Raw genomic sequence first — 21,904 nt, 5'->3', positions numbered from 1 at the left:
GATCGTCTCGAAGAACCAGACGGTCCAGAACACCCATGGCTGCCTCCCAAATGACAGCCTTGAATCTGATTTGCTTGCCCTTGGGAATCCCAAGAGTCCACACTTCCTAGATCAGCCTGCGTTTAATCGGACTCGGTTTGACGCAGAAAAGCTGATCGACAACAGAAACCTATAGCCTCGGGCCGGGTCTGATTTGGGCACGAGGCCGTAAACAGCGTTCCGCGCGAAGCGGTCGCCTCGCAGCAGCTTATTGAGAGGAGAAGCCTGCCCCCGGTTGGGCAGGTTTTTTTGTGCGTTGACATGGGAGCCGAGGTCATGACGTCTCAGGGATTGAGGGTCCGGAGGATGGAGGAAAGCGGCGTTGGCATGGCCCTCGAATGGGCCGCCGCGGAAGGCTGGAACCCCGGCCTTCACGATGCGTCATGCTTCTATGCAGCCGATCCTTACGGTTTTTTTCTCGCTGAACTGAACGGCGAACCGGTCGGCTGCATTTCCGCCGTCGCCTATGACGAGGCTTTCGGGTTCCTTGGCCTTTATATCGTCAGGCCGCCCTACCGGGGCCGGGGTTTCGGCCTCAAGCTTTGGGATACCGCAATGGCCCACCTTGGCACGCGCAATGTCGGTCTCGACGGTGTCGTCGCGCAGCAGGACAATTACCGGAAATCCGGCTTCAGGCTCGCCTACCGCAACATGCGCTATCAAGGGACGGGTGGCGGGGCCGAACCTGCCGGTGTGGTGGATCTGTCGACCGTGGAGTTTGACGAGATATGCCGCTATGACGCTACCGTGTTTCCCGCTCCGCGCGCGCGCCTCCTGCGCCGGTGGATCGATCAGCCGCGAGCGGTGGCGCTTGGCGTCTTGAGCGGCCGCAACCTGGCGGGGTATGCCGTCGCGCGCCCAAGCCGCACCGGTTTCAGGATCGGGCCGCTTTTCGCCGACGCCGCGCATGTCGCGGGCGCGCTGTTCGAAGGGCTGTCATCGCGGCTTCGAGGCGAGCCGATCTTTCTCGACACGACCGAGGCCAATCCTCGCAGCGGCGAGCTTGCGCAACGGTATGGCATGAAGCCGGTGTTCGAGACGGCGCGCATGTATACCGGCGGCGTCCCGAATGTGCGGAACGAGCGCTGTTTCGGCCTGACGAGTCTTGAAATCGGCTGACCGCCGCAATTACAGGAAACTGTGCGGATCGACATCGATATGCAGCGTGACGCCGCCGCGCGGCGCATCCGCGTTGGCAAGCCACGCCCGCAAATACGCCTGAAGGTCGGCTTCGCGCGCGGCCTTCACGAGGAGCCGCTGGCGGTGCAGGCCGCGAATGATCGCGAGCGGCGCCTCGACCGGCCCCAGCACCTGAATGCGTGAGGCTTCCGGCGCGGCGAGCGCGAGTGTGCGCGCATACCCTTCCGCGTCGTAGCGCGTCTTGCCGGAGACGATCAGCGCGGCGAGCCGTCCGAACGGTGGATAGCCCGCTTCCTCGCGCAAGCCGATTTCCGCCTGATAGAATGCGTCGCGGTCCCCCGTCACGAGCGCGCGCATTACCGGATGCTCGGGGAAATGCGTCTGGATCAGCCCGCGCCCCGGCGCGCCGAAGCGGCCCGCGCGCCCCGTCACCTGATGCAGGAGCTGGAAGGTGCGTTCGCCTGCGCGCGGGTCGGCGGTGGCGAGGCTCAGATCGCCGTCCACCACGCCGACGAAGGACAGTTTCGGGAAGTTATGGCCCTTCGACACGAGCTGCGTGCCGACGACGATATCGACGTCGCCTTCCGTGATGCGGGTCAGGATTTCCCGTAGTGCCGCCGTCGACGGCACGAGATCGCTCGACAGCACCGCGAGTCGCGCCTCGGGCCAACGGTTCTGCGCCTCCTCCGTCACGCGCTCGATGCCGGGACCGGATGCGGCCAGCGTCCCCTCGCCATGGCAGGATGGGCAGGTCTTCGGAAACGGCAGCGAGAAGCCGCAATGATGGCAGATCAGCCGCCCGCGCAGGCGATGCTCCACGAGATAGGCGGTGCATTGCGGGCAGGTGAAGCGATGGCCGCAGGCACGGCACAGCGTCAGCGGTGCATAGCCCCGCCGGTTCAGGAACAGGAGCGCCTGTTCGCCTTTCGCGAGTGCCTCGTTCACCGCGCCGATGAGCGGCTCGCTGATCCACATTCCGCGCTCGGGGGGCACCGCGCGCAGGTCTACCGCCTCGACGTCGGGCAGCGCATTGCCCGAGAAGCGGCCCGGCAGCACCGCATGATGGTAGCGCCCGCGCTGCACGTTCACGATGCTTTCGACCGATGGCGTCGCCGAGGCGAGCACAATGGGGATCTTGCCGAGCGAGGCCCGCACCACAGCCATGTCGCGCGCCTGATAGGTCACGCGGTCGTCCTGCTTGAAGGACGCGTCGTGCTCTTCGTCCACCACGATGAGGCCGAGGTCGGCGAAGGGCAGGAACAGCGCCGAACGCGCCCCGCATACCACGCGCACCTCGCCCAACGCCACGCCCCGCCAGACGCGCGCGCGCTCCTTCGGGGACGCGGCGGAGTGCCATTCGCCGGGGCGGCAGCCGAAACGCCGCTCGAAGCGTTCAAGGAACTGGTTCGTGAGCGCGATTTCTGGCAGCAGAATCAGCACCTGCCGTTCGCCGTGCCGCAGCGCTTCCGCCACCGCCTCGAAATAGACTTCTGTCTTGCCGGAGCCGGTGACGCCGTCGAGCAGCGTTGCGGAGAAGCCTCCGCCCGCGATGGTTTCCTGAAGCGCGCCCGCCGCGTTGAGCTGCGCGTCGCTGAGGCTGGCGAAAGCGAAGTCCGGGCGCGGAGCGAAAGGGCGCGCGCGTGGAAGCTCGGCGCGGATGAGCGCGCCCGCCTCGGCCAGGCCGTCGATCACGGCCGCGCTGACGCCCGCCGCATCCATCAACCGCTTTTTCGACCACACAGCGCCATCCGCCACGGCGGCCAGCACCCGCTGCCGCGCCTCAGTCATCCGCGACGGCACGCCGCTTCCGCTGCGAAAGCCGAAGCGCGGTTCCTCCGCCTCGAAAACGAGCCGCGCGCTCATCATCATTTGCAGCACCATGCCCTTCGGCGCGAGCGTGTACTGCGCGACCCAATCCGCGAAGGCGAGATTCAGCGGCGGCAGCGGCGGCACCTCGTCGAGACGCGCGAGCACGGGCTTGAGTTTTTTCGGATCGACCGGGCGCGCCGACGCCTCGCGCCAGACAACGCCGATGCGCTTTATCGGGCCGAGGGGCACGACCACGAAATCGCCGGGCGCGAGCGCTTCGCCAGCGGGCACTTCATATGTATAAGGCTCATCGAGCGCGAGCGGCAGCAGCACCGGCACCGTCGCGCGGGTGTTCGCGCCGAGAGCGGGCGGCTCGGGCGAGTCGGCATCGAAAAGGGGCAGGTCGGATGGCGCCATCGCGGCAGAGCTTCGCCGATGCGCGGGCGGATTTCAACCGTCGCCGGTTGCGCCCACGCGAGCGCTGGAGTCGCCGCAAGCTTCGGGAAATATTGGCGGCTCCAAAAGTCGTTCAACAGAATTATTTCGCCAATTGCCTTGTTTCGGACACCGGATACGGCTATATTCTCTTCATCGATCTTGATTGCTGAGCTTGTTTCCGCGCCTGAGCGCGTCCTGACGATCTTTCTGCCAAAATCGATCCTGAACAATCGCTGTTCCGTGTTGGGACGGCGAGGAAAAACTTATGACCGATTGAAAGGAAATCGTCATGAATACTGGCACAGTGAAATTCTTTAACGTGAACAAAGGCTATGGCTTCATCCAACCCGACAGCGGTTCGGCTGACGTCTTCGTTCACATCTCCGCAGTCGAGCGCGCCGGAATGCGCACAATCACCGAAGGCCAGAAGCTTTCGTTCGAGATCGTGCGTGACAACCGTTCGGGCAAAAGCTCCGCGGAAAATCTTCAGGCTGCGTAATGCTCGCCTTCGGCTTTCCTCTGGAAAGCAGCAGAAATAGCGGAAGGCTGGGCTCTCGCCCGGCCTTTTGCACTCTTAAGGAAAGAAAACTCATGATCACGAAAGACACATTGTTCGCGCCGCCGCGCAAGCCGCAGACAAAGGCGGATATGACCAACACCGCAGCTCGCGCCATCATCGATTCCGAGAGCGCACTCCGCGTGGCCAAGATCGAGAAGCTGCGTCAGGCGCGCCTCGAAATGGAAGCGCAGCAGCCGGTGGTCACGAAAAAGCCCCGCGCGAAAGCAGCGACGCGGCAAGTCCGGTTCTGATCGGCAACGCTCGCTTAAGCTCTTGTTTGAGCATGATCTTATCGTATAACGGCCTCCACTTTTACGGTCATGCTCTATCGCCGGTGACTCGACAGAAGCAGGCTCGTTTCGGAGCTTGATATTCCCTTCAACTCGCGGATGCGGCGCAGCACGCGGTCGAAGCTTTCGAGATCGGGCGTGCGCAACTCCACAACAAAATCCCAGCGCCCGTTGGTCGTGTGAATCGCGACCGCTTCGGGGAAGCCGCGCAGCGCCTTGTAGATGTGCTCGGATTTCTCGCCTTCCACCTGAATCAGCATGATTGCGCAAACGGCGTCCGGCTCCGCTTCTTGGCGCAGCGTCACCGTGAAGCCGGTAATCACGCCGTCATGCACAAGCCGGTCGATGCGGTTCTGCACCGTCGCGCGGCTGAGGCCGAGAATCGCGGCGAGGGTCGCGACGGGCATGCGCGCATTCTCGCGCAGGAGGGCGATCAGTCGCCGGTTAGTCTCATCAAGAGGCATGATCTGACACTTTGCTAAGACGCGCCTGCACTTTGTCAGCTTTTTCGAACGTTTCGCGCAACTTGCCTCCTTTAGACTGGGAAGGTCAACGGCGATAATTTGCATGGAACTTGCATGTGAATCGTCGCGAGAGGCATGATGCCAAAAACGCCAACCTTTTTAATGACCGACGACAGCCATTTCGAGGTGTCGTACAAGATCAATCCCTGGATGACGCCAGAGGAATGGCGCAGGGATGAGGTCAAAAATCGGGCAGAAGCGCGGCACGCTGCCGCATCTTTGGCCGAAGCGTTAAGGCAGACGGGCGCGCGGGTGGTTCATATCGACGGCGCGCCGGGCCTGCCGGACATGGTTTTCCCCGCGAACGCCGCCGTCGTCCTCGACCGCCGCGTGATGGCCGCGCGCTTCCGCTATCCCGAGCGGCAGGGCGAGGAACGCCATTTCCTCGAAGCATTCGCGCGGCTGAAGGACGAAGGCACCTTCGAAGATGTCAGCCAGATGCCGAAGGGTTATTGGCAGGAAGGCGCGGGCGACGCGATCTTCGACGTGAATCGTCAGTTTTTCTGGACCGGCTTCGGTCCGCGTTCCTCGCATGAAGCAGGCGATGTGCTTCGCGATTTCTTCAATGTTCCGGTCAAGCCGCTCGAACTGGTCTCCGGCCGCTTTTACCATCTCGACACTTGTTTCGTGCCTTTGAGCGGCGGAGAGGTTCTATATTACCCGAAAGCGTTCTCGAAGGCTTCGCTGTCGGTCATCCGCGATCACGTTGCGGCCGACAAGCGCATCGAGGCGAGCGACGAGGACGCGGCGCGCTTCGCCGTGAACGCGGTCAATATCGGGCGCGACATCGTCATGGCGGAGCCGACCGCCCGCCTCGCCGACGAGCTTCGCGAGCGCGGCTATTCCGTCGTTCCGCTCAAGCTGCGCCCCTTCATCATGTCCGGCGGCGGCGCTTACTGCATGACGCTCCGGCTCGATCTGAAATCCGCATCGGCAACAACCAACAGAGGTGAAACTCCATGACGTTCGACACCGCATTCGCTCCGGCGCGCAGCTTCTCCTCGGCCCACGATTTCATCGCGACCGAAAACGAGTTCGGCGCGACCAACTACAAACCGCTCGACGTGGTGTTGAGCCGGGGCGAAGGCGTATGGGTCTGGGACGTCGAGGGGAACCGCTATCTCGATTGTCTCTCGGGCTATTCCGCCGTCAATCAGGGCCATTGCCATCCGAAAATCCGCGAGGCGCTCATCGAGCAGTCGGGCAAGCTCACGCTCACGTCCCGCGCCTTCCGCAACGATCAGCTCGCGCCCTTCTTCGAAGAACTGTGCAAGCTCACGCGGTCGCATCGCGTGCTGCCGATGAACACAGGCGCGGAAGCGGTCGAAACGGCGATCAAGATCGTCCGCAAGTGGGGCTACACGGTCAAGGGCGTGCCGCAGGACAAGGCCGAGATTATCGTCTTCGACAAGAACTTCCATGGCCGCACGACCACCGTCGTCAGCTTCTCGACCGATGAGACAGCGCGTGAAGGCTTCGGCCCGTTCACGCCGGGGTTCAGGATCATCCCCTTCGCCGACATCGAGGCGCTTGAAGACGCGGTCACGCCGAACACAGTCGCCGTGCTCATGGAGCCGATCCAGGGCGAGGCTGGCGTGATCATTCCGCCGCCCGGTTACGTGAAGGCCGCGCGCGAGCTTTGCACGCGGGAAAGGGTCGTCTTCATCCTCGATGAGATCCAGACCGGCCTCGGCCGAACGGGCAAGCTGCTCGCGGAAGAGCATGAGGGCGTCGAAAGCGACATGACGCTGCTCGGCAAGGGTCTTTCCGGCGGGTTCTATCCCGTGTCGGCGGTGCTCTCGACGTCGCGCATCATGGGCGTGCTGAAGCCCGGCGAGCACGGCAGCACTTTCGGCGGGAACCCGCTCGCCTGCGCGGTCGCACGCGCGGCGCTCCGCGTCGTAACCGAAGAAGGCATGGTCGAGAACTCGGCCGCGATGGGCGCGTATTTCCGCGAGGGCCTCAACGCGATCAACAGCCATGTGGTGAAGGAGGTCCGCGGGCGCGGCCTGATGATGGCCATCGAACTGCACCCGGACGCGGGCGGCGCGCGCCGTTACTGCGCGGCGCTGAAGCATCGCGGCATCCTCTGCAAGGACACGAAGGAGCACACGATCCGCGTGTCGCCGCCGCTCATCATCAAGCGCGCAGAAGTCGATCAGGCGCTGGTGAAATTCGCCGCCGTGCTGGCGTAGAGCTGCGGTTGCGGCTCTTGCCGCCTCACTATCAATCGCGTGGCCGGGTTCGCCCGGCCACTTTCGTTTCTGCTTTCAACAAGACGTGACTTCGGCTGAGGATTTCCGACCACAACTCCACAGCTATTCGCCGTTGCATCGAAAGTAGCGTAGCAAATCATGCACCTCTTCGCGCTATAGTCTTGAAAAGACACGCTCCCACGAAGGAACGTGCGCCTCAAGGAAGAAAAACAAGGGAGGCATTGATGACGAGAGACGACACCATGTTGCGCGAGCGGCTGGCCCGCGCGGAGGAAGAAATATCCAACCTCCAGAACGCCGCCGCGAAGGCGGCCCAGCGGCTTTCGACGCTGTATGAAGAATTTCAGATCCGCGAAAGCTACCACGACTGGCAGTATGTACTGAGCGCCAAGGTAGGTCAGGTTCGCACCATGCGTCAGATCGCCAAGGATCTTTCGCGCGTGACCGACGGCAAAGCCAACCCGTCCGCGCCTGCGGTCGGTCAAGCCTGACGGGATGCGGGCGCAAGCCCGCATTGACGGCCGATAGCATCTCCGGGCGGTCGGGTGCGCGACGCGGCCGCTATTTCACCGTGACATCGGTCTCGGGGCGGTCGGTCCCAGGCTCGAACTCACGATGCCAGCGGCCGGACTCGTCCTCGAACTCGATATCCTGCGATGTGCCCGAGATACGCTGCTCGCGAGCCGCCAGATCGGCCGCCGCAACAGCCGCTTCTTTCGTGGGGAACGGCTCGGAGAAGACGCCTTCAGCCTTGTAGGCCCAGCCGCCATCATGCTCCACAACTTCATAAAGGACTTTCGTCATATCGACCTCGCGGTTCGGCATGCGCCTTTCAGTCTTGCTGGAACACGCGGCGTTCGATAACGGTCCGCCTCTCCGGACTCCACAGAAACCTTTCCGCATCGGGTTCGCGTCCCGATTTTGACCACGATGCTGGACGGACGTAGAAGGACCGTTCGGCGGAAGAAACGGAAGGGGTTGCCTGTGTGGGAAATCGATAGCGCGGAGGCTTTGCAGGCGCTGGCGAGCCGTCTTTCGGCCTTCGTCTCGGAGCGCGATGCCGTCACGCTGACCGGCGATCTCGGGGCGGGCAAGACCACCTTCGCGCAAGGTTTGCTTGCCGCGCTCGGCGTCACCGAAGCGGCGACCAGCCCCACCTATCAGATCGTCCACGCCTACGAAACGCCGCGTCGCACCGTCTATCACTGCGACCTGTACCGGCTCCATCCCGGCGACGAGGAAGAAATCGGCTTCGCGGAGATGTGCCAGACGGCGGCGGTGGTGGTCGAATGGCCGGACATCGTCGCGGGCTTGCTTCCCAACGACCGGCTGGATGTGCGCATCGAAGGCGAAGGCACAACGCGCCGCGTCACGCTCACCGGCTTCGGCGCGTGGGAAAGGAAGCTCGCGCGGTTTCGCCAGATCGAAGCTTTTCTCGCGCGGTGCGGCTGGGACGGCGCGCGCTGCCTCGGCTTGCGCGGCGACGCCTCGGCGCGGCAGTTCCTGCGCCTTTCGCGGGCGGGCGAGACGGCGATGCTCATGGATTGGCCCACGCAGAGCGACGGCCCGCCGATCCGCAACGGGCGCCCTTATTGCGCCATCGCCCATCTCGCGCGCGAGGGGACGCCGTTCATCGCGGTTTCCGACTGGCTGCGAGAGCGTGCGGGGCTGTCCGCGCCCGCCGTCACGGCTTCGGACAGAGACGCCGGGCTTTATCTGGTGGAAGATCTCGGCGACGCGGTGTTCGGCGACCTGATCGCTGCGGGCGAACCGCTGGAGCCGCTTTATGAACTGGCGGTGGATGGCCTGTCCGCGATCCGAGCATCGGGCATGCCGCGCGCGCTGCCCGTTTCCGGCGGCGGCTTCTACGACGTTCCCGCCTTCGACCGCGAAGCGATCGACGTGGAACTCGACCTCTTGCTGCAATGGTATTTCCGGCTTGAGCCGGTAGCCGCCGATCCGGCCGAGATGGCGCGGTCCTTCGTCGCGGCATGGACGCCGCATCTCGACTGGCTCGACACGCAGCCGAAAAGCGTCGCGCTTCGCGATTATCACTCGCCGAACCTGCTTCTGTGCCGCGAGCGCGACGGCCTCAAGCGGCTCGGCGTCATCGATTTTCAGGACGCGGTGTGGACGCATGCGGCCTACGATCTCGTTTCGCTGTTGCAGGACGCGCGGCTCGACGTGCCGGAAGCGGTCGAGCGCTCCCTTTATGCGCGCTATTGCGAGGCCGCCGCTGCCGCCGATCCCGCCTTCGATGCCGCCGCATTCGCCCGCGCCTACGCCATCCTCGGCGCCGAGCGTAACACGAAGATCCTCGGCATCTTCGCCCGCCTCTCGATGCGCGACGGCAAGCATGGCTATCTCGCGCATCTGCCGCGCATCTGCCGCTACCTGTGGCGGAACCTCGCGCATCCCGCCCTCGGCGACCTCAAGGCGTGGTACGAGGCGCATCTACCAAAGGCTTGATCGTGCCGTCATACCGTTACGGCGACGGCGGGCGAGAGCGGGCGCAGTTCGACGCCCACCTGTTCGAGCGCGCGGCGAACCGCTTTGGCGATGGCGACGGCGCCCGGTTCGTCGCCATGGATGCAAAGCGTATCGACTTCGAGCTTCACCTTCCCGCCGCCCGTCGTATGGGCCACGCCTTCCGTCGCGAGCCGGAGCGCCTGCAACGCGGCGGCATCGGCGTTGGCGATGACCGCGCCCGGTTCGCCGCGCGGCACGAGCGAGCCATCCTCGCGATAGAGCCGGTCGCAGAAGCCTTCGCGCGCAAAGACAAGCCCCGCGAGATTGGCCGCTTTCTCAAGCTCGGAACCCGGCGGCCCGACAAGGATAAGCCCCTCGTCGACGGTGCGCACCGCGCCCGCGATTGCGCCCGCATAGGACGCATCCTTCGCCGCCATGGTGTAAAGCGCACCGTGCGGCTTCACATGGCGCAACGGCGCGTTCGCATAGGCCGCGAGCGCCTGAAGCGCGCCGATCTGATACGCAACCATATATTCGAGATCGCGCGCGGGCATCGGGATCGCGCGCCGACCGAAGCCCCAGAGGTCGTTGAAGCCCGGATGCGCGCCAAGCGCCACACCGCGCGCCGCCGCGGCTACGGCGAGGCCGTGCATGATGGTGGCGTCGCCGCCGTGGAAGCCGCAAGCGACATTCGCCGAGGTGACGATGTCGACGAGTTCCTCGTCATGGCCGATGCGGTAGGCGCCGAACCCTTCGCCCATGTCCGCGTTGAGATCGATATGCATGGCTCTACTCCCGATAGATCATCTTCCGGGTCATCCCGCCGCCGACGATAAGCGCCGAGCCTGTCATGAAGCCGGACTCGCGCGAAAGGAGAAACGCCACCGCGGGCGATTTCAGGCGGCTCCCGTGAGAGCCGCGCGACCCTTGCGCTTTGTCGCCATTCCTTTTCCCACCGTGCATTCGGCTTGTGACGAGGCCCCCACAGGTTTAAACCCCGTTGCCATGAGAGGTACGCCCATGAGCCAGAAATCGAGCCAGAACGCCGCCGCCCTTTCCAACGAACTCGACATGTCGGCGTACTGGATGCCGTTCACCGCGAATCGCCAGTTCAAGGCCAACCCGCGCGTGCTCGTCGAGGCGCATGGCATGCATTATACCACGATAGACGGCCGCAAGGTGCTCGACGGCGTGGCGGGGCTCTGGTGCGTGAACGCGGGCCATGGGCGGCGCGAAATCGCCGAGGCGGTCGAGCGTCAGCTTCTGAAAATGGACTACGCGACCGCGTTCCAGATCGGCCACTCCGGCGCGTTCGAACTGGCGGCGCGGCTCGCCCGCATCGCGCCGGACGGCCTCGACCGCGTGTTTTTTGCGAATTCCGGCTCCGAGGCAGTCGAATCCGCGCTGAAGATCGCGCTCGCCTACCACCACGCACGAGGGCAAGCCCAGCGCACCCGCTTCGTCGGGCGTGAGAAGGGCTATCACGGCTGCAATTTCGGCGGCATGTCGGTCGGCGGCCTCGTGAACAACCGCCGCGCTTTCGGGGCGCTGCTGCCTTACGTCGACTACCTGCCGCATACGCTCGACACCAAGCGCAACGCCTTTACCAAAGGCTGGCCGGAGCATGGCGCGGAACTTGCCGACGCGCTCGAAGGCATCATCGCGCTGCACGGCGCGGACACCATCGCGGGCGTGATCGTGGAGCCGATGTCCGGCTCGGCGGGCGTGATCCTGCCGCCGAAGGGCTATCTCGAACGGCTCCGCGCGATCTGCGACCGCCACGGCCTGCTGCTCATCTTCGACGAGGTCATCACGGGCTTCGGGCGCATGGGCGCGGCCTTCGCCTCGCAGGCGCTTGGCGTCGTGCCCGACATTTTCACCGTGGCGAAAGGCATCACCAACGGCGCGATCCCCATGGGCGCGGCCATCGCCAAGCGCGAGATTCACGACGCGATCATGCAAGGGCCGGAACACGTCATCGAACTGTTCCACGGCTACACCTATTCCGGCCATCCCGTGGCCTGCGCGGCCGGGCTTGCAACGCTCGACATCTACCAAAACGAAGGTCTGTTCGAGCGCGCTTCGGCTCTCGCGCCGCTGTGGGAAGAGGCCGTGCATTCGCTCAGAGGCGAGCCGCATGTCATCGACATCCGCAACATGGGGCTCGTGGCGGGCATCGAGCTTGTCCCGCGCGCCGATGGCGCGGGCAAACGCGCGTTCGAGGTCTATCAGGACTGTTTTGCGAATGGCGTGCTCGTGCGGCAGGGCGGCGAAATCATCGCGCTGTCGCCGCCGCTGATCGTGACGGAAGGCCAGATCGGCGAGATCGTGGAGGCGCTGCGCAACGCGCTCCGGCGCGTCGCGTAGCCGCTTGACCGGCGTGGCTTAACCGGCCACCCGAAGCGCCGCCGCTGCCTTTGCGAGCGCGGTGATCGACGGCCAGTCGCTTTCGGCGATGCGCGCCCGATTCACCATCCACGATCCGCCCACGCAAATCACATTCGGCAGCTTGAGATAGCGCGGCGCGTTATCGTGCGTGATGCCGCCCGTCGGGCAGAATCTGAGCTGCGGCAGGGGCGAGGCAAGGCTCGCGAGCAGCGCGGGGCCGCCCGATGCCTCCGCCGGGAAGAATTTCGCGAAGCGATAGCCGCGTTCTATGAGCGCCATCGCCTCCGACGCCGTCCCGACGCCGGGCAACAACGGCAGGCCGTCTGACGCGGCGGCGTCGAGAAGGCGCGGTGTAGCGCCCGGTGAAACAGCAAAGCGCGCGCCTGCTTCCTTCGCCGCCTTCAATAGCGCGCCGTCGAGGACGGTACCGGCGCCGACGATCGCCTCCGGCACCTCGTTCGCGATGGCGCGGATCGCATCGAGCGCCGCGGCGGTGCGAAGCGTGATCTCGATCGCCGGGAGGCCGCCCGCGAGCAACGCGCGCGCCAGCGGAACCCCGTCCGCCGCCTTGTCGATGACGACCACGGGGATCACGGCGGCGCGGCTGAGAACGGATTCGAGACCGGCTTGCGCAGATGCAGTCATGCGGCGCTCCTGAAAAAGACTGTGGCTCCCGTGTCGGCCTCGCCCACAGCCGCACGGAACGGCGCGAACAATTCGCGGCCGACGCCCTCATGCGACGGGAAAAGATCGGCGGTCGCCGGCTCGCGCGCCGCCCATTCCTTCTCGTCGACCAGCGCCGCCAGCGTGCCGGACACGGCATCGATCCGGATTATATCACCCTCGCGGATTCGCGCGATGGGGCCACCCGCCACAGCCTCCGGTGTAACATGGATCGCCGACGGCACCTTGCCGGATGCGCCGGACATGCGTCCGTCGGTCAGAAGCGCCACGCGCTGGCCGCGATCCTGAAGCACGCCGAGCGGCGGAAGCAGCTTGTGCAACTCGGGCATGCCGTTCGCCTTCGGCCCCTGGAAGCGCACTACGGCGACGAAATCGCCGGTCAGGTCGCCCGCCTTGAACGCCTCCTGCAAGGCTTCCTGCGAATGAAAGATGCGCGCCGGTCCTTCGATCGCGAGACGTTCGGGCGTCAGCGCCGAAGTTTTCATGACCGCGCGGCCGAGATTGCCGTCGAGCACGCGAATGCCGCCTTCCACGCTGAACGGCTGGTCCACGCCGCGCAGGATCCTCTCGTCGCCGCTCTTTTCCGCCGCCTCGCGCCAGACGAGATGTCCCTCGGCGTCGAGCCCCGGCTCTATGGCGTAAGCGTCGAGCGGCGTTCCCCACACGGTCTTGATGTCGCCGTGGAGGAAACCGGCAGCCAGAAGCTCGCGGATGACGAACGGCACGCCGCCCGCCGCCGCGAACTGGTTCACGTCCGCAGCTCCGCTCGGATAGACATGCGCGACCAGCGGCACCACGGCTGACAGCGCGTCGAAATCGTCCCAGGTCAGGGTGATGCCCATCGCAGCCGACATGGCGAGAAGGTGAAGCGTGTGGTTCGTCGAGCCGCCCGTGGCGAGCACGCCCGCGATGGCGTTCACGAAGGAGCGCTCGTCCACCATCGCGCCGAAGGGTGTGTATTCGTTGCCGAGCGCGGTCATGGCGAGCGCGCGGCGCACGCCCTCGCGCGTCAGTGCATCCCGCAGCGGCGTGTTGGCATTCACGAAGGACGCACCCGGAATATGCACGCCCATCATCTCCATGACCATCTGGTTCGTGTTCGCCGTGCCGTAGAAGGTGCAGGTGCCCGGCGCGTGGTAGGACGCCGCTTCCGCCGCGAGAAGCTCGTCGCGGCTCACCTTGCCTTCCGCGTAAAGCTGGCGGATGCGCGACTTCTCGGGGTTCGGCAAGCCGGTCGTCATCGGGCCGCCGGGTAGAAACACGACAGGCAGATGCCCGAACGACGCCGCTCCGATGAACAGGCCCGGCACGATCTTGTCGCAGATGCCGAGCATCACGGCGGCGTCGAACGTCTGATGCGAAAGCGCGACAGCCGTCGACAGCGCGATCACCTCGCGCGAGAACAGGCCGATTTCCATGCCCTCGAAGCCCTGGGTGATGCCGTCGCACATGGCGGGTGTTCCGCCAGCGACCTGCGCCGTCGCGCCCGCCTCCCGCGCCGCCTCGCGGATCAGCGGCGGAAAGCGCTCATAGGGCTGATGCGCCGACAGCATGTCGTTATAGGCCGTTACGATGCCGAGATTTGGCGTGCGGCCTTCGCGCAGCCGCTCCTTGTCGATGGGACCACAGGCGGCGAAGCCGTGCGCCTGGTTCGCGCAGCCGAGATGCGTTCGCTCGGGCTTATGTTCGGCGGCTTGCGCGATGCGGTCGAGGTAACGCGCGCGCTTGTCGTGGCTGCGCCTGACGATGCGTTCGGTGACTTCGCCAACGGTGGAATGAATGGACACGGCAAATTCCCTTTCGGCCTCAAAGCCTCATGGATGTGTTTCGGCTCATGGACACCAGAACACCTCGACCGGCCGGGGCGACGCGCGAAGCACGGCGCGGATCGGCATGTCTTCGAGCGGGCCGGCGGCCCGTGCAGTGTCCAATACCCGCAATTTGGACTCGCTCTCTATATGGAGCGCGATCAGCGAAGCTTCCATAATGACGGGCAAGGTCAGGGTGATGCGCGGCTCACCGGCGGCGTCAGCGGACGTGGCGGCGAGGCGCGCACCGGGCGGCGGCGATAGTGCGGCGTCGAGGCCCGCGGCGTGCGGGAAGAACGACGCTGTGTGTCCGTCACCGCCCATGCCGAGCACGCAGGCGGCGAGCGGCCATGGCAACGGCTCCAGCAGCGCTTGCGCTTCCGCAAGCCCGGCTTCCGGCGTCGGCGCGTCGTTCACGAGCGGTACGAAATGCGCGGCGGCAGCCTCGTTTTGCAGGAGATGCGCGCGCACGAGCCGCGCATTCGAGCGATCCGAACTTTCGGGCACCCAGCGCTCATCGACCAACGTCACCCACACGCGATCCCACGGCAGCGGTTTGCGCGACAACGCATCCAGAAACGTCGCCGGGGTTCGCCCGCCCGACACGGCAAGCGAGGCGCGGTCGAATTCGCCGATGCGCGTCTGAAGGGCATCCGCCACGCGCTGCGCCAACGCTTCCGCGAGCGCGGCGCTGTCCTTGAAATCATGCCGCTCGATGGTGGCGCTCATGAATCCTCCTCATACCAGGTGCGGCCGTCGCGCTCGATCAGCGCAATCGACGCCGATGGCCCCCACGAGCCCGCAGTGTAGGGTTTCACGCCGTCCTTTGCCGCGTCCCACGCCTCAAGGATCGGATCGATCCAGCGCCACGCGGCTTCCACCTCGTCGCGGCGCATGAACAGCGTCTGGTTCCCGCGCACCACGTCGAGGAGAAGGCGCTCGTAGGCATCCGGGTTCCGCTGGCCGAATGCCTCGCGGAACGTCATGTCGAGCGGCACATTTCGCAGCCGCATGCCGCCCGGCCCTCGATCCTTGATCATGAGCCAAAGCTTGATGCCTTCGTCCGGCTGGAGGCGAATGACGAGCCGGTTCGACACCACCGGCCCTGCGTCGCGGCTGAAGATCGAATGCGGAATGTGGCGGAAGGTGACGACGATCTCGGACACGCGGGAAGGGAGCCGCTTGCCGGTGCGCAGGTAGAATGGCGTGCCCGCCCAGCGCCAGTTTTCGATTTCGAGCTTCAGCGCGACAAAGGTTTCGGTCGGGCTCGTCGGCGCCCCGGCACCGAGTTCCTGCTGATAGCCCGGCACCGCGTGCCCGTTCGCCGCGCCCGCGCGATACTGGCCGCGCACGGTGACATTCGACGCTGCGCCGCCCGCGATGGGTTTCAGCGCGCGCAGCACCTTAAGTTTTTCGTCGCGCACCGCATCGGCCCAGATGCACGTCGGCGGCTCCATCGCCACGAGACACAGCATCTGCAACATGTGGTTCTGCACCATGTCGCGCAGCGCGCCCGCCTGATCGTAATACTTCGCGCGGCTTCCAAGCCCAAGCGTCTCGGCGACGGTAATCTGCACGTGATCGATATGCGCGGCGTTCCACAACGGCTCGAACAGCACGTTCGCGAAGCGCAGCGCCATCAGGTTCTGCACCGTCTCCTTCCCGAGATAATGGTCGATGCGGTAGATGCGGTCTTCCGGGAAGTCCTGCCCCACCGACTCGTTGATGGCGCGCGAGGATTCGAGGTCGTGGCCGAGCGGCTTTTCGAGCACGAGCCGCGTCCTGTCGGTGATGAGGCCGTGGCTTTTGATGCGATGGCAGATCGGGCCGAAAAGGTTCGACGCGGTGGCGAGGTAGAACACGCGAATGCAGTCGCGGCGATCGTCGAGCAGGCTGGAAAGCTCGTCCCAGCCGTCGTCGCTCGTGCCGTCCGCGCGCACATAGACCACGCGCGAGAGAAAGCGGCCGAGCGTCTCGCCGTCGATATCGCCCTCGGGAAGCGAGGCGCGGATCGCGTCTTCCACGTCGGCGCGATAGCTTTCTGTCGTTTCGTCGCGCCGCGCCACGCCGATGATTCGCGCGGTCTCGGGGAGTTGATTATCGTGGTCGCGATGATAGAGCGCCGGGAAGAGCTTGCGGCGGGCCAGATCGCCCGTGCCGCCGAAGACGACATAATCGAAGGGGTCGACAACAATGATGCGGGCCATCTTCCGTCCTCGTTGCGCAGCGCCGGGGAATTGCGTGTCAGTCGATGCTTACTTTGCGGGCGTTCGGTTTCGAAAGCATTCTAAGCTTTTGTGAACGATCGACTTATTCGCATGCTTTTTTGGCCGACTGCCCCTCGATCCAAACGCCATGAAGGAAGCCCACTGTCGACGCGAAAACACCGAGGCCGCGCGTCTGTTGCATCGCAAAAACGCAAACGCCTCAGCCGCGTGTTAGCGGACGAGCCTCGAAAACAGCGCGGCAACTTCCGCGTAGGTATCGCGCAGCCGCCCTTCGAGACGCGCGATGTCCGGCTCGCCCGTGACGTGCAGCAAAACCTCGACGAGATCGCGCGGCGCGGCGGCCGGGTCGAACGCGCCTTCCGTACACAGCCGGAGGATCTGGGACACATCGTTGTAAAGCTCCGCCGCGTGGATCAGCCTGCCGCCGTCTTCCGGATCGAGCACGCCCGCAGCGACGAGCTTCCGCAGCGCGGCCTCGGTGTTCTGGTCGAGGATATCCGGCAGGCGATTCGCGTGCATGACCTGAAGGAACTGCGCGATGAATTCGACGTCGATCAGGCCGCCGTTGAACGTCTTCAACTGCCAGATGTCGCGCGTACCCTTCTCCTTCTCGATGAGCGCGCGCATTTCGAGGACATCGGCGGCCGTCTTCGCCCGGTCGCGCGGCAGCGTCAGCACATCGCGGATGGTGGCGGACAGCCGCTCGCGAAGTTCAGGCGGGCCTGCGATGGGCCGCGCGCGGGTGAGCGCGAGATGCTCCCACGTCCACGCCTCGTTCTTCTGGTAGGACAGGAAGCCGTCGAGCCGCACCGCAACCGGCCCCGCCTTGCCGGACGGGCGCAGCCGCATGTCGACGGCGTAAAGCTCGCCCTCGGGCGTCGGTGCGGACAGCGCGGAGATGAGGCGCTGCGTGAGCCGCGCGTAATGCTGCGGCGCGGCCTGCGCCTTGTCCTGCGGCACATCGTAAACCACGATGAGATCGACATCGGATGAAGCTGTCGTCTCGCGTCCGCCGAGCTTGCCCATGGCGAGGACCACGGGCGCGGGCATGCCGTTGCCGTAGCGCTCCTGCACAGCGTCGAGCAGCGCCTCGATGACCGACTCCGCGATCAGCGAATAGGTCGCGCCCGCCTCGCGCGGGTCGATACGGCCCGACAGAAGCTCGACGCCCGCAAGGAACATGCGCTCCTGTCCGACGACGCGCGCGCGGTCGAGGCGGTCGTCGTAGGTCTCGGCGGCCAGGATGTCCCGGCGGATGTGGTCGCGCACGTCCTCCGGTGTCGGAGCCTCGCCGAAGCCGTCCGGGTCGAGCAGCGCTTCCATGATGCGGCGGCGGCGCGACAGGACGCGGGCGAGGCGCGGCGCGGAACCCATGATCTGCGCGAGAAGATGAAGGAAGGTCGGGTTCGCCCGCAGCATCGCGAAAAGCTGAAGCGCGGTCGGCACTTCGCCTAGGAACTTGTCGAAGGTGGAGAGCGCGAGGTCCGGGTCGCCGGTCTTGCCGAACGCTTCGAGGAGCGCGGGCGTGAACTCGGTGAGGATTTCGCGCGCGCGGGCGCTGCGCATGGCGGGGTAGCGGCCGTAATGCCAGCCCTTCACCATGGCGATGACGCCGGACGGGTTCCGAAAGCCCATCGCGCCAAGTGTGGTGAGCGTGGCCGGGTCTTCCGAGTCGCCCGCGAAAACGAGATTTCCGCCGTCGGCGTGCGACGCGGTGAGTTGTGGCGTCTTCTCGAAAAGCGCGGCGTAATGTTCCTGCACCATCATCATGGTGGAGCGCATGTCCCGCTCGAAACGCGCCACATCGGCATACCCCGCGAACCGCGCGAAGCATGCCAGTTCGTCGGGCTGGGACGGAAGCGAATGCGTCTGCTGGTCCGCGACCATTTGCAGGCGATGCTCCATGCGGCGCAGGGTGCGGTATGCGTCGGACAGGTCGTCGCGCACCTCCGGCGCGATCCACTCGTAATCCGTCAGAAGCTTCAGGCCGGTGATCGTGCGGCGCGTGCGCAGCGGCGGCTGCCGTCCGCCCGCGATGAGCTGCTGCGACTGGACGAAGAACTCGATCTCGCGGATGCCGCCGCGCCCGAGCTTCAGATTGTGCCCCGCGACCGCAATCTTCTCGTGCCCCTTGGCGGCGTGGATCTGCCGCTTCATGGCGTGAATGTCGGAAATGGCGTTGTAGTCGAGATATTTGCGCCAGATGTAGGGGCCGAGCGACTTCATGAACGCTTCGCCCGCCGCGATGTCGCCCGCCACCGGCCGCGCCTTGATCATGGCGGCGCGTTCCCAGTTCTGGCCCAGGCTTTCGTAATAGCGAAACGCCGCGTCGGTGGAGATGGCGGCCTGCGTCGAGCCGGGATCGGGCCGAAGGCGCAAATCGGTGCGGAACACGTAGCCGTCCGCCGTGCGCTCCTGCAAAATGGTGACGAGGTCGCGCGCGAGCCGCACGAAGAAGGGCTGCGCTTCGACTCCACCGCCAAGCGGCGCCGTTTCGCGGTCGTAAAAGATGATGAGGTCGATGTCGCTCGAATAGTTCAGTTCGTGAGCGCCGTATTTTCCCATACCAAGGATGATGAAGCCGCTGCCGTCCTCGGGCTGCGTATGGTCCGGCGGGAAGAACTTCCGCGCCTCCATGGCGCGTGTGAGCAGGAAGCGCACCGCATGGCCGACAAGCGCGTCGGCGGCGTCCGTCAGGCGGCGCGTGACTTCGTCCATGCTCCACACCTCGCCGAGATCGGCGAGCGCGACGAGGAAGGCGAGGTCGGCCTTGGCGATGCGGAGCGCGGTCATCAGCTCGCGCTGGCTTGCGGTCGCCGCCGTTTCGTCCGCGACGCGGTCGAGCACCGCGTCGAAGCGCGCTTCCGGCGAGGTTTCGAGCGTTTCGAAAAGCCGATCGGGGTTGCGTTCGGCCAGACCGAAAAGGAATTCGGAGCCCGCGAACACAGCCGACAGGAAAGCAAGCGTCCTGTCGTCGAAGGTGGCGTCGGGCGAACGGGCCTTGAGCGCGGCAATCGCCCGATCCGCCCGCTGTCGCCCGGTGCCCGCGGCATCGTCGAGCGGGGCCGGAGTGAGCCGGTTTCGAAGGGCTGCGTGATCAAGCGGCATGCGTCACCATTTCGGGGTCTTCGGCGGCGGCGCTTTTTGGCGCGGCGACGAGGTTTTTCTTGAGCCGCAGGCGCACGCGAAGCCCCGGTTCATTGTCTTCGAGCGAGACCGACCCTTCGTGCAGCCGCGCGACCGCCGCGACGAGCGACAGGCCAAGCCCGCTGCCGGGAATCGAACGGCTCGGCTGAAGGCGCACAAAGCGCTGGAGCACGCGCTCGCGGTCCGCCTCCGGAATGCCCGGCCCATTGTCTGAAACAAGGATGTCGAGGAAATCGCCGCGATCCTCAAGGCCGAGTTCGACGGCGGGATGTTTTGCCCCACCTTCGGGCGCAGGCTGGATGGCGTATTTCATCGCGTTGTCGAGGAGGTTCGCCACGGCCTGCACGATGAGATGCTTCTCGCCCGCGATCATGATGCTGTCCGACGAGCAGGCGATGGTGAGGGAGAGGCCCTGTTCCTCCGCCGCCGGTTCGTAAAGCTCGGCAACGTCGTTCAGGAGGGCGCAGACGTTCAGCGGCCCGAAGCTTTCGGAGCGCGACCCGGCTTCGAGCCGCGCGATGCTCAGTAGCGCATCGAAGGTCTGAATGAGCGTATCCGCCTCCTCGATGACGCTGCCGAGCGCTTCGGAGAGCTTCTCGGGCGTAGGGCTCGACTGGAGCGCGCGCTCCGCCCGCGTGCGGAGCCGGTGCAGCGGCGTCTTGAGGTCGTGCGCAATGTTGTCGGACACATTCTTCAGTCCCACCATCAGATCCTGAATGCGGTCCAGCATCACATTCAGGTTCTCCGAGAGCCGGTCGAACTCGTCGGCGCGCCCGGTTACGGGGATGCGCTGCGCGAGGTTGCCCTGCATGATCGCGCGGGCCGTGTTCGACGCTTCGTCCACGCGGCGCAGCATGCGGCGGCTCACGATGACCGCGCCCGCCGCGCCGATGGCGATGATCAGCGCGTAGCCGAGCAGAAACGCGGTGCGCAGCACGCGCTTCAGCGTCTCCTGATTTTCGATGTCGCGCGCGACGATGAGGTGAAATTCGTTCTGCAAACGCGTCACGACGCCGAAAGCCTGCCGCTGCCGCGCGTCGCTGCCGCGCTTGCGATAGGCGAATTGCGCCGCGCCTTGCGTCGCCCACAAGTCGACGGCCACCGCTTCGAGATTGCCGGCGAGCCAGCGGCCGTTGGCGTCGGTGAGGAGGTAGAGGCCGGTGTTCGAGGCGGCGGAACGTTCGCCTATGGCCTGACCCAGCGCTGCCGGTCCGCCCTCCTGATAGCGCGCGGCCAGGAAGTCGAAATCGGACTGGACGGCGCTTTCCGCCTCCTGCGCGAGAAAGCCCTGCATCGCAACGTTCGCGTACATGAAGACGATGGCGACGGCGACGCAGAACAGCGAGACATAAACAGCGAACAGCCGGAAGGGCGTCGCGAGGACGAGGCGTGGAATCAGTTTGACAAAATTAGCGACGCTCATCGCGGATCATGTAACCCGCGCCGCGTACGGTTTCCAGAAGCGGCTTGCCCTGCCCCTTGTCGATCTTGCTGCGCAGCCGCGAAATGTGGACGTCGATGACGTTCGTCTGCGGGTCGAAATGATAGTCCCACACGTTTTCGAGCAGCATGGTGCGCGTCACCACCTGCCCGGCATGCTTCATGAGATATTCAAGCAGCCGATATTCGCGCGGCTGGAGCACGATGGTTTCGCCGCCGCGCGACACCTTGTGGGACAGGCGGTCGAGCACGAGGTCGCCCACAGCGTAGGTCGTAACCGCGCGTTCGGTCGGTCCGCGGCGCGCGAGAGCCTCCACGCGCGCCACAAGTTCAACGAGGCTGTAAGGCTTCGGCAGATAGTCGTCGCCGCCGGATCGAAGCCCTTTCACGCGGTCGTCAACCGCGCCGAGCGCCGAGAGGATCAGCACGGGCGTCGTGTCGCCGCGCTCGCGAAGCCGCTCCACGAGCTTAAGCCCATCGAGTTTCGGCAGCATGCGGTCCACGATCAAAACGCCGAATTTGGACGAGGTGGCGCTATCGAACCCCGCTTCGCCGTCACCTGTAATCTCGGTCTGAAATCCGGCTTCGCCGAGCGCCTTGGCCAGAAAATCGGCCGCCGTGCGATCATCCTCAACGATCAGAACCCGCATGGTCCACCTTGCCTCTATCCGCCGCTTGAAAGCGAAGGCCTGTGACGCTTTGGCCTTCGCTTAACCGATAAGAAA

General features: G+C 65.3%; 20 protein-coding genes. 9 read left to right on the top strand and 11 right to left on the bottom strand.

Annotated features, from left to right (window positions below):
- The first annotated feature begins 366 nt into the window (after nt 1–366).
- Nucleotides 367–1,158, top strand: a complete 792-nt coding sequence (locus KKP04_RS10545) for a GNAT family N-acetyltransferase (protein ID WP_251134040.1) — start codon at nt 367–369, stop codon at nt 1,156–1,158.
- A 9-nt stretch (nt 1,159–1,167) separates the two neighbouring features.
- Here the strand turns inward: KKP04_RS10545 and KKP04_RS10540 are convergent, their stop codons facing one another.
- Nucleotides 1,168–3,405 carry a primosomal protein N' gene (locus KKP04_RS10540; protein WP_251134039.1) on the bottom strand — a complete coding sequence of 746 codons (2,238 nt, stop codon included), beginning with the start codon at nt 3,403–3,405 and terminating at the stop codon, nt 1,168–1,170.
- Between KKP04_RS10540 and KKP04_RS10535 the strand changes: the two genes are divergently transcribed.
- From KKP04_RS10535 to KKP04_RS10525, 3 genes are all read left to right on the top strand, one after another.
- Nucleotides 3,396–3,596: a hypothetical protein gene (locus KKP04_RS10535; protein ID WP_215030626.1), complete on the top strand. Its 201-nt coding sequence runs from the start codon at nt 3,396–3,398 to the stop codon at nt 3,594–3,596. The two genes, KKP04_RS10540 and KKP04_RS10535, sit on opposite strands and share 10 nt — an antisense overlap.
- 119 nt (nt 3,597–3,715) lie before the next feature.
- Nucleotides 3,716–3,925, top strand: a complete 210-nt coding sequence (locus tag KKP04_RS10530) for a cold-shock protein (protein WP_127078062.1) — start codon at nt 3,716–3,718, stop codon at nt 3,923–3,925.
- Between the two features lie 92 nt (nt 3,926–4,017).
- Nucleotides 4,018–4,236: a hypothetical protein gene (locus KKP04_RS10525; RefSeq protein ID WP_215030623.1), complete on the top strand. Its 219-nt coding sequence runs from the start codon at nt 4,018–4,020 to the stop codon at nt 4,234–4,236.
- 74 nt (nt 4,237–4,310) lie between these two features.
- Here KKP04_RS10525 and KKP04_RS10520 read toward each other — a convergent pair whose 3' ends face one another.
- The gene (locus KKP04_RS10520; protein WP_215030621.1) at nt 4,311–4,739 is read right to left on the bottom strand and encodes an Lrp/AsnC family transcriptional regulator; all 429 of its coding nucleotides are present in this window, start codon (nt 4,737–4,739) and stop codon (nt 4,311–4,313) included.
- A 162-nt stretch (nt 4,740–4,901) separates the two neighbouring features.
- Here KKP04_RS10520 and KKP04_RS10515 point away from each other — a divergent pair, with 162 nt between their 5' ends.
- The 3 genes from KKP04_RS10515 (at nt 4,902) to KKP04_RS10505 (ending at nt 7,506) form a co-directional block, all read left to right on the top strand.
- Nucleotides 4,902–5,762, top strand: coding sequence for a dimethylarginine dimethylaminohydrolase family protein (locus KKP04_RS10515; protein ID WP_251134036.1), 861 nt, complete (start codon nt 4,902–4,904; stop codon nt 5,760–5,762).
- Nucleotides 5,759–6,994 (top strand): ornithine--oxo-acid transaminase, encoded by a 1,236-nt coding sequence (rocD, locus tag KKP04_RS10510; protein ID WP_251134035.1) that lies wholly within the window; start codon nt 5,759–5,761, stop codon nt 6,992–6,994. The genes KKP04_RS10515 and rocD overlap by 4 nt, the downstream gene beginning before the upstream one ends.
- A gap of 245 nt (nt 6,995–7,239) precedes the next feature.
- Complete coding sequence (locus tag KKP04_RS10505) at nt 7,240–7,506, top strand: hypothetical protein (RefSeq protein ID WP_215030616.1); 267 nt, start codon at nt 7,240–7,242, stop codon at nt 7,504–7,506.
- Between the two features lie 70 nt (nt 7,507–7,576).
- Here the strand turns inward: KKP04_RS10505 and KKP04_RS10500 are convergent, their stop codons facing one another.
- The gene (locus KKP04_RS10500) at nt 7,577–7,819 is read right to left on the bottom strand and encodes a DUF2188 domain-containing protein (protein WP_215030614.1); all 243 of its coding nucleotides are present in this window, start codon (nt 7,817–7,819) and stop codon (nt 7,577–7,579) included.
- A 180-nt stretch (nt 7,820–7,999) separates the two neighbouring features.
- Here KKP04_RS10500 and tsaE point away from each other — a divergent pair, with 180 nt between their 5' ends.
- Entirely contained in the window at nt 8,000–9,484 is a 1,485-nt protein-coding gene (tsaE, locus tag KKP04_RS10495) for a tRNA (adenosine(37)-N6)-threonylcarbamoyltransferase complex ATPase subunit type 1 TsaE (protein ID WP_215030612.1), read from the top strand.
- A gap of 8 nt (nt 9,485–9,492) precedes the next feature.
- Here the strand turns inward: tsaE and KKP04_RS10490 are convergent, their stop codons facing one another.
- Nucleotides 9,493–10,269: a LamB/YcsF family protein gene (locus KKP04_RS10490; RefSeq protein WP_215030600.1), complete on the bottom strand. Its 777-nt coding sequence runs from the start codon at nt 10,267–10,269 to the stop codon at nt 9,493–9,495.
- 235 nt (nt 10,270–10,504) lie between these two features.
- Between KKP04_RS10490 and KKP04_RS10485 the strand changes: the two genes are divergently transcribed.
- On the top strand, nt 10,505–11,851 hold the full coding sequence (locus KKP04_RS10485; protein ID WP_215030598.1) for an aspartate aminotransferase family protein: 1,347 nt from the start codon (nt 10,505–10,507) through the stop codon (nt 11,849–11,851).
- 18 nt (nt 11,852–11,869) lie between these two features.
- On the opposite strand, the gene eda is transcribed toward KKP04_RS10485, so the two are convergent.
- From eda to KKP04_RS10450, 7 genes are all read right to left on the bottom strand, one after another.
- Nucleotides 11,870–12,517 (bottom strand): bifunctional 4-hydroxy-2-oxoglutarate aldolase/2-dehydro-3-deoxy-phosphogluconate aldolase, encoded by a 648-nt coding sequence (eda, locus tag KKP04_RS10480; RefSeq protein ID WP_215030596.1) that lies wholly within the window; start codon nt 12,515–12,517, stop codon nt 11,870–11,872.
- Nucleotides 12,514–14,343, bottom strand: a complete 1,830-nt coding sequence (edd, locus tag KKP04_RS10475) for a phosphogluconate dehydratase (protein WP_215030594.1) — start codon at nt 14,341–14,343, stop codon at nt 12,514–12,516. Before edd ends, eda begins: the two co-directional genes overlap by 4 nt.
- A gap of 45 nt (nt 14,344–14,388) precedes the next feature.
- Nucleotides 14,389–15,093 carry a 6-phosphogluconolactonase gene (gene pgl, locus KKP04_RS10470; RefSeq protein ID WP_215030591.1) on the bottom strand — a complete coding sequence of 235 codons (705 nt, stop codon included), beginning with the start codon at nt 15,091–15,093 and terminating at the stop codon, nt 14,389–14,391.
- Nucleotides 15,090–16,571, bottom strand: a complete 1,482-nt coding sequence (zwf, locus tag KKP04_RS10465; protein WP_215030580.1) for a glucose-6-phosphate dehydrogenase — start codon at nt 16,569–16,571, stop codon at nt 15,090–15,092. The genes pgl and zwf overlap by 4 nt, the downstream gene beginning before the upstream one ends.
- Nucleotides 16,572–16,802: 231 nt before the next feature.
- Nucleotides 16,803–19,700: a bifunctional [glutamine synthetase] adenylyltransferase/[glutamine synthetase]-adenylyl-L-tyrosine phosphorylase gene (locus KKP04_RS10460; RefSeq protein ID WP_215030578.1), complete on the bottom strand. Its 2,898-nt coding sequence runs from the start codon at nt 19,698–19,700 to the stop codon at nt 16,803–16,805.
- Complete coding sequence (locus KKP04_RS10455) at nt 19,690–21,162, bottom strand: ATP-binding protein (RefSeq protein ID WP_215030576.1); 1,473 nt, start codon at nt 21,160–21,162, stop codon at nt 19,690–19,692. The genes KKP04_RS10460 and KKP04_RS10455 overlap by 11 nt, the downstream gene beginning before the upstream one ends.
- Entirely contained in the window at nt 21,149–21,829 is a 681-nt protein-coding gene (locus KKP04_RS10450; RefSeq protein WP_215030573.1) for a response regulator transcription factor, read from the bottom strand. Before KKP04_RS10450 ends, KKP04_RS10455 begins: the two co-directional genes overlap by 14 nt.
- Between the last annotated feature and the right edge of the window lie 75 nt (nt 21,830–21,904).

The sequence above is a fragment of the Rhodomicrobium sp. Az07 genome (genome assembly GCF_018619475.1).
Taxonomy (GTDB): domain Bacteria; phylum Pseudomonadota; class Alphaproteobacteria; order Rhizobiales; family Rhodomicrobiaceae; genus Rhodomicrobium.
The sequence above is the reverse complement of the archived record's forward strand: the minus strand, read 5'-3'. Positions and strand labels throughout refer to the sequence as shown.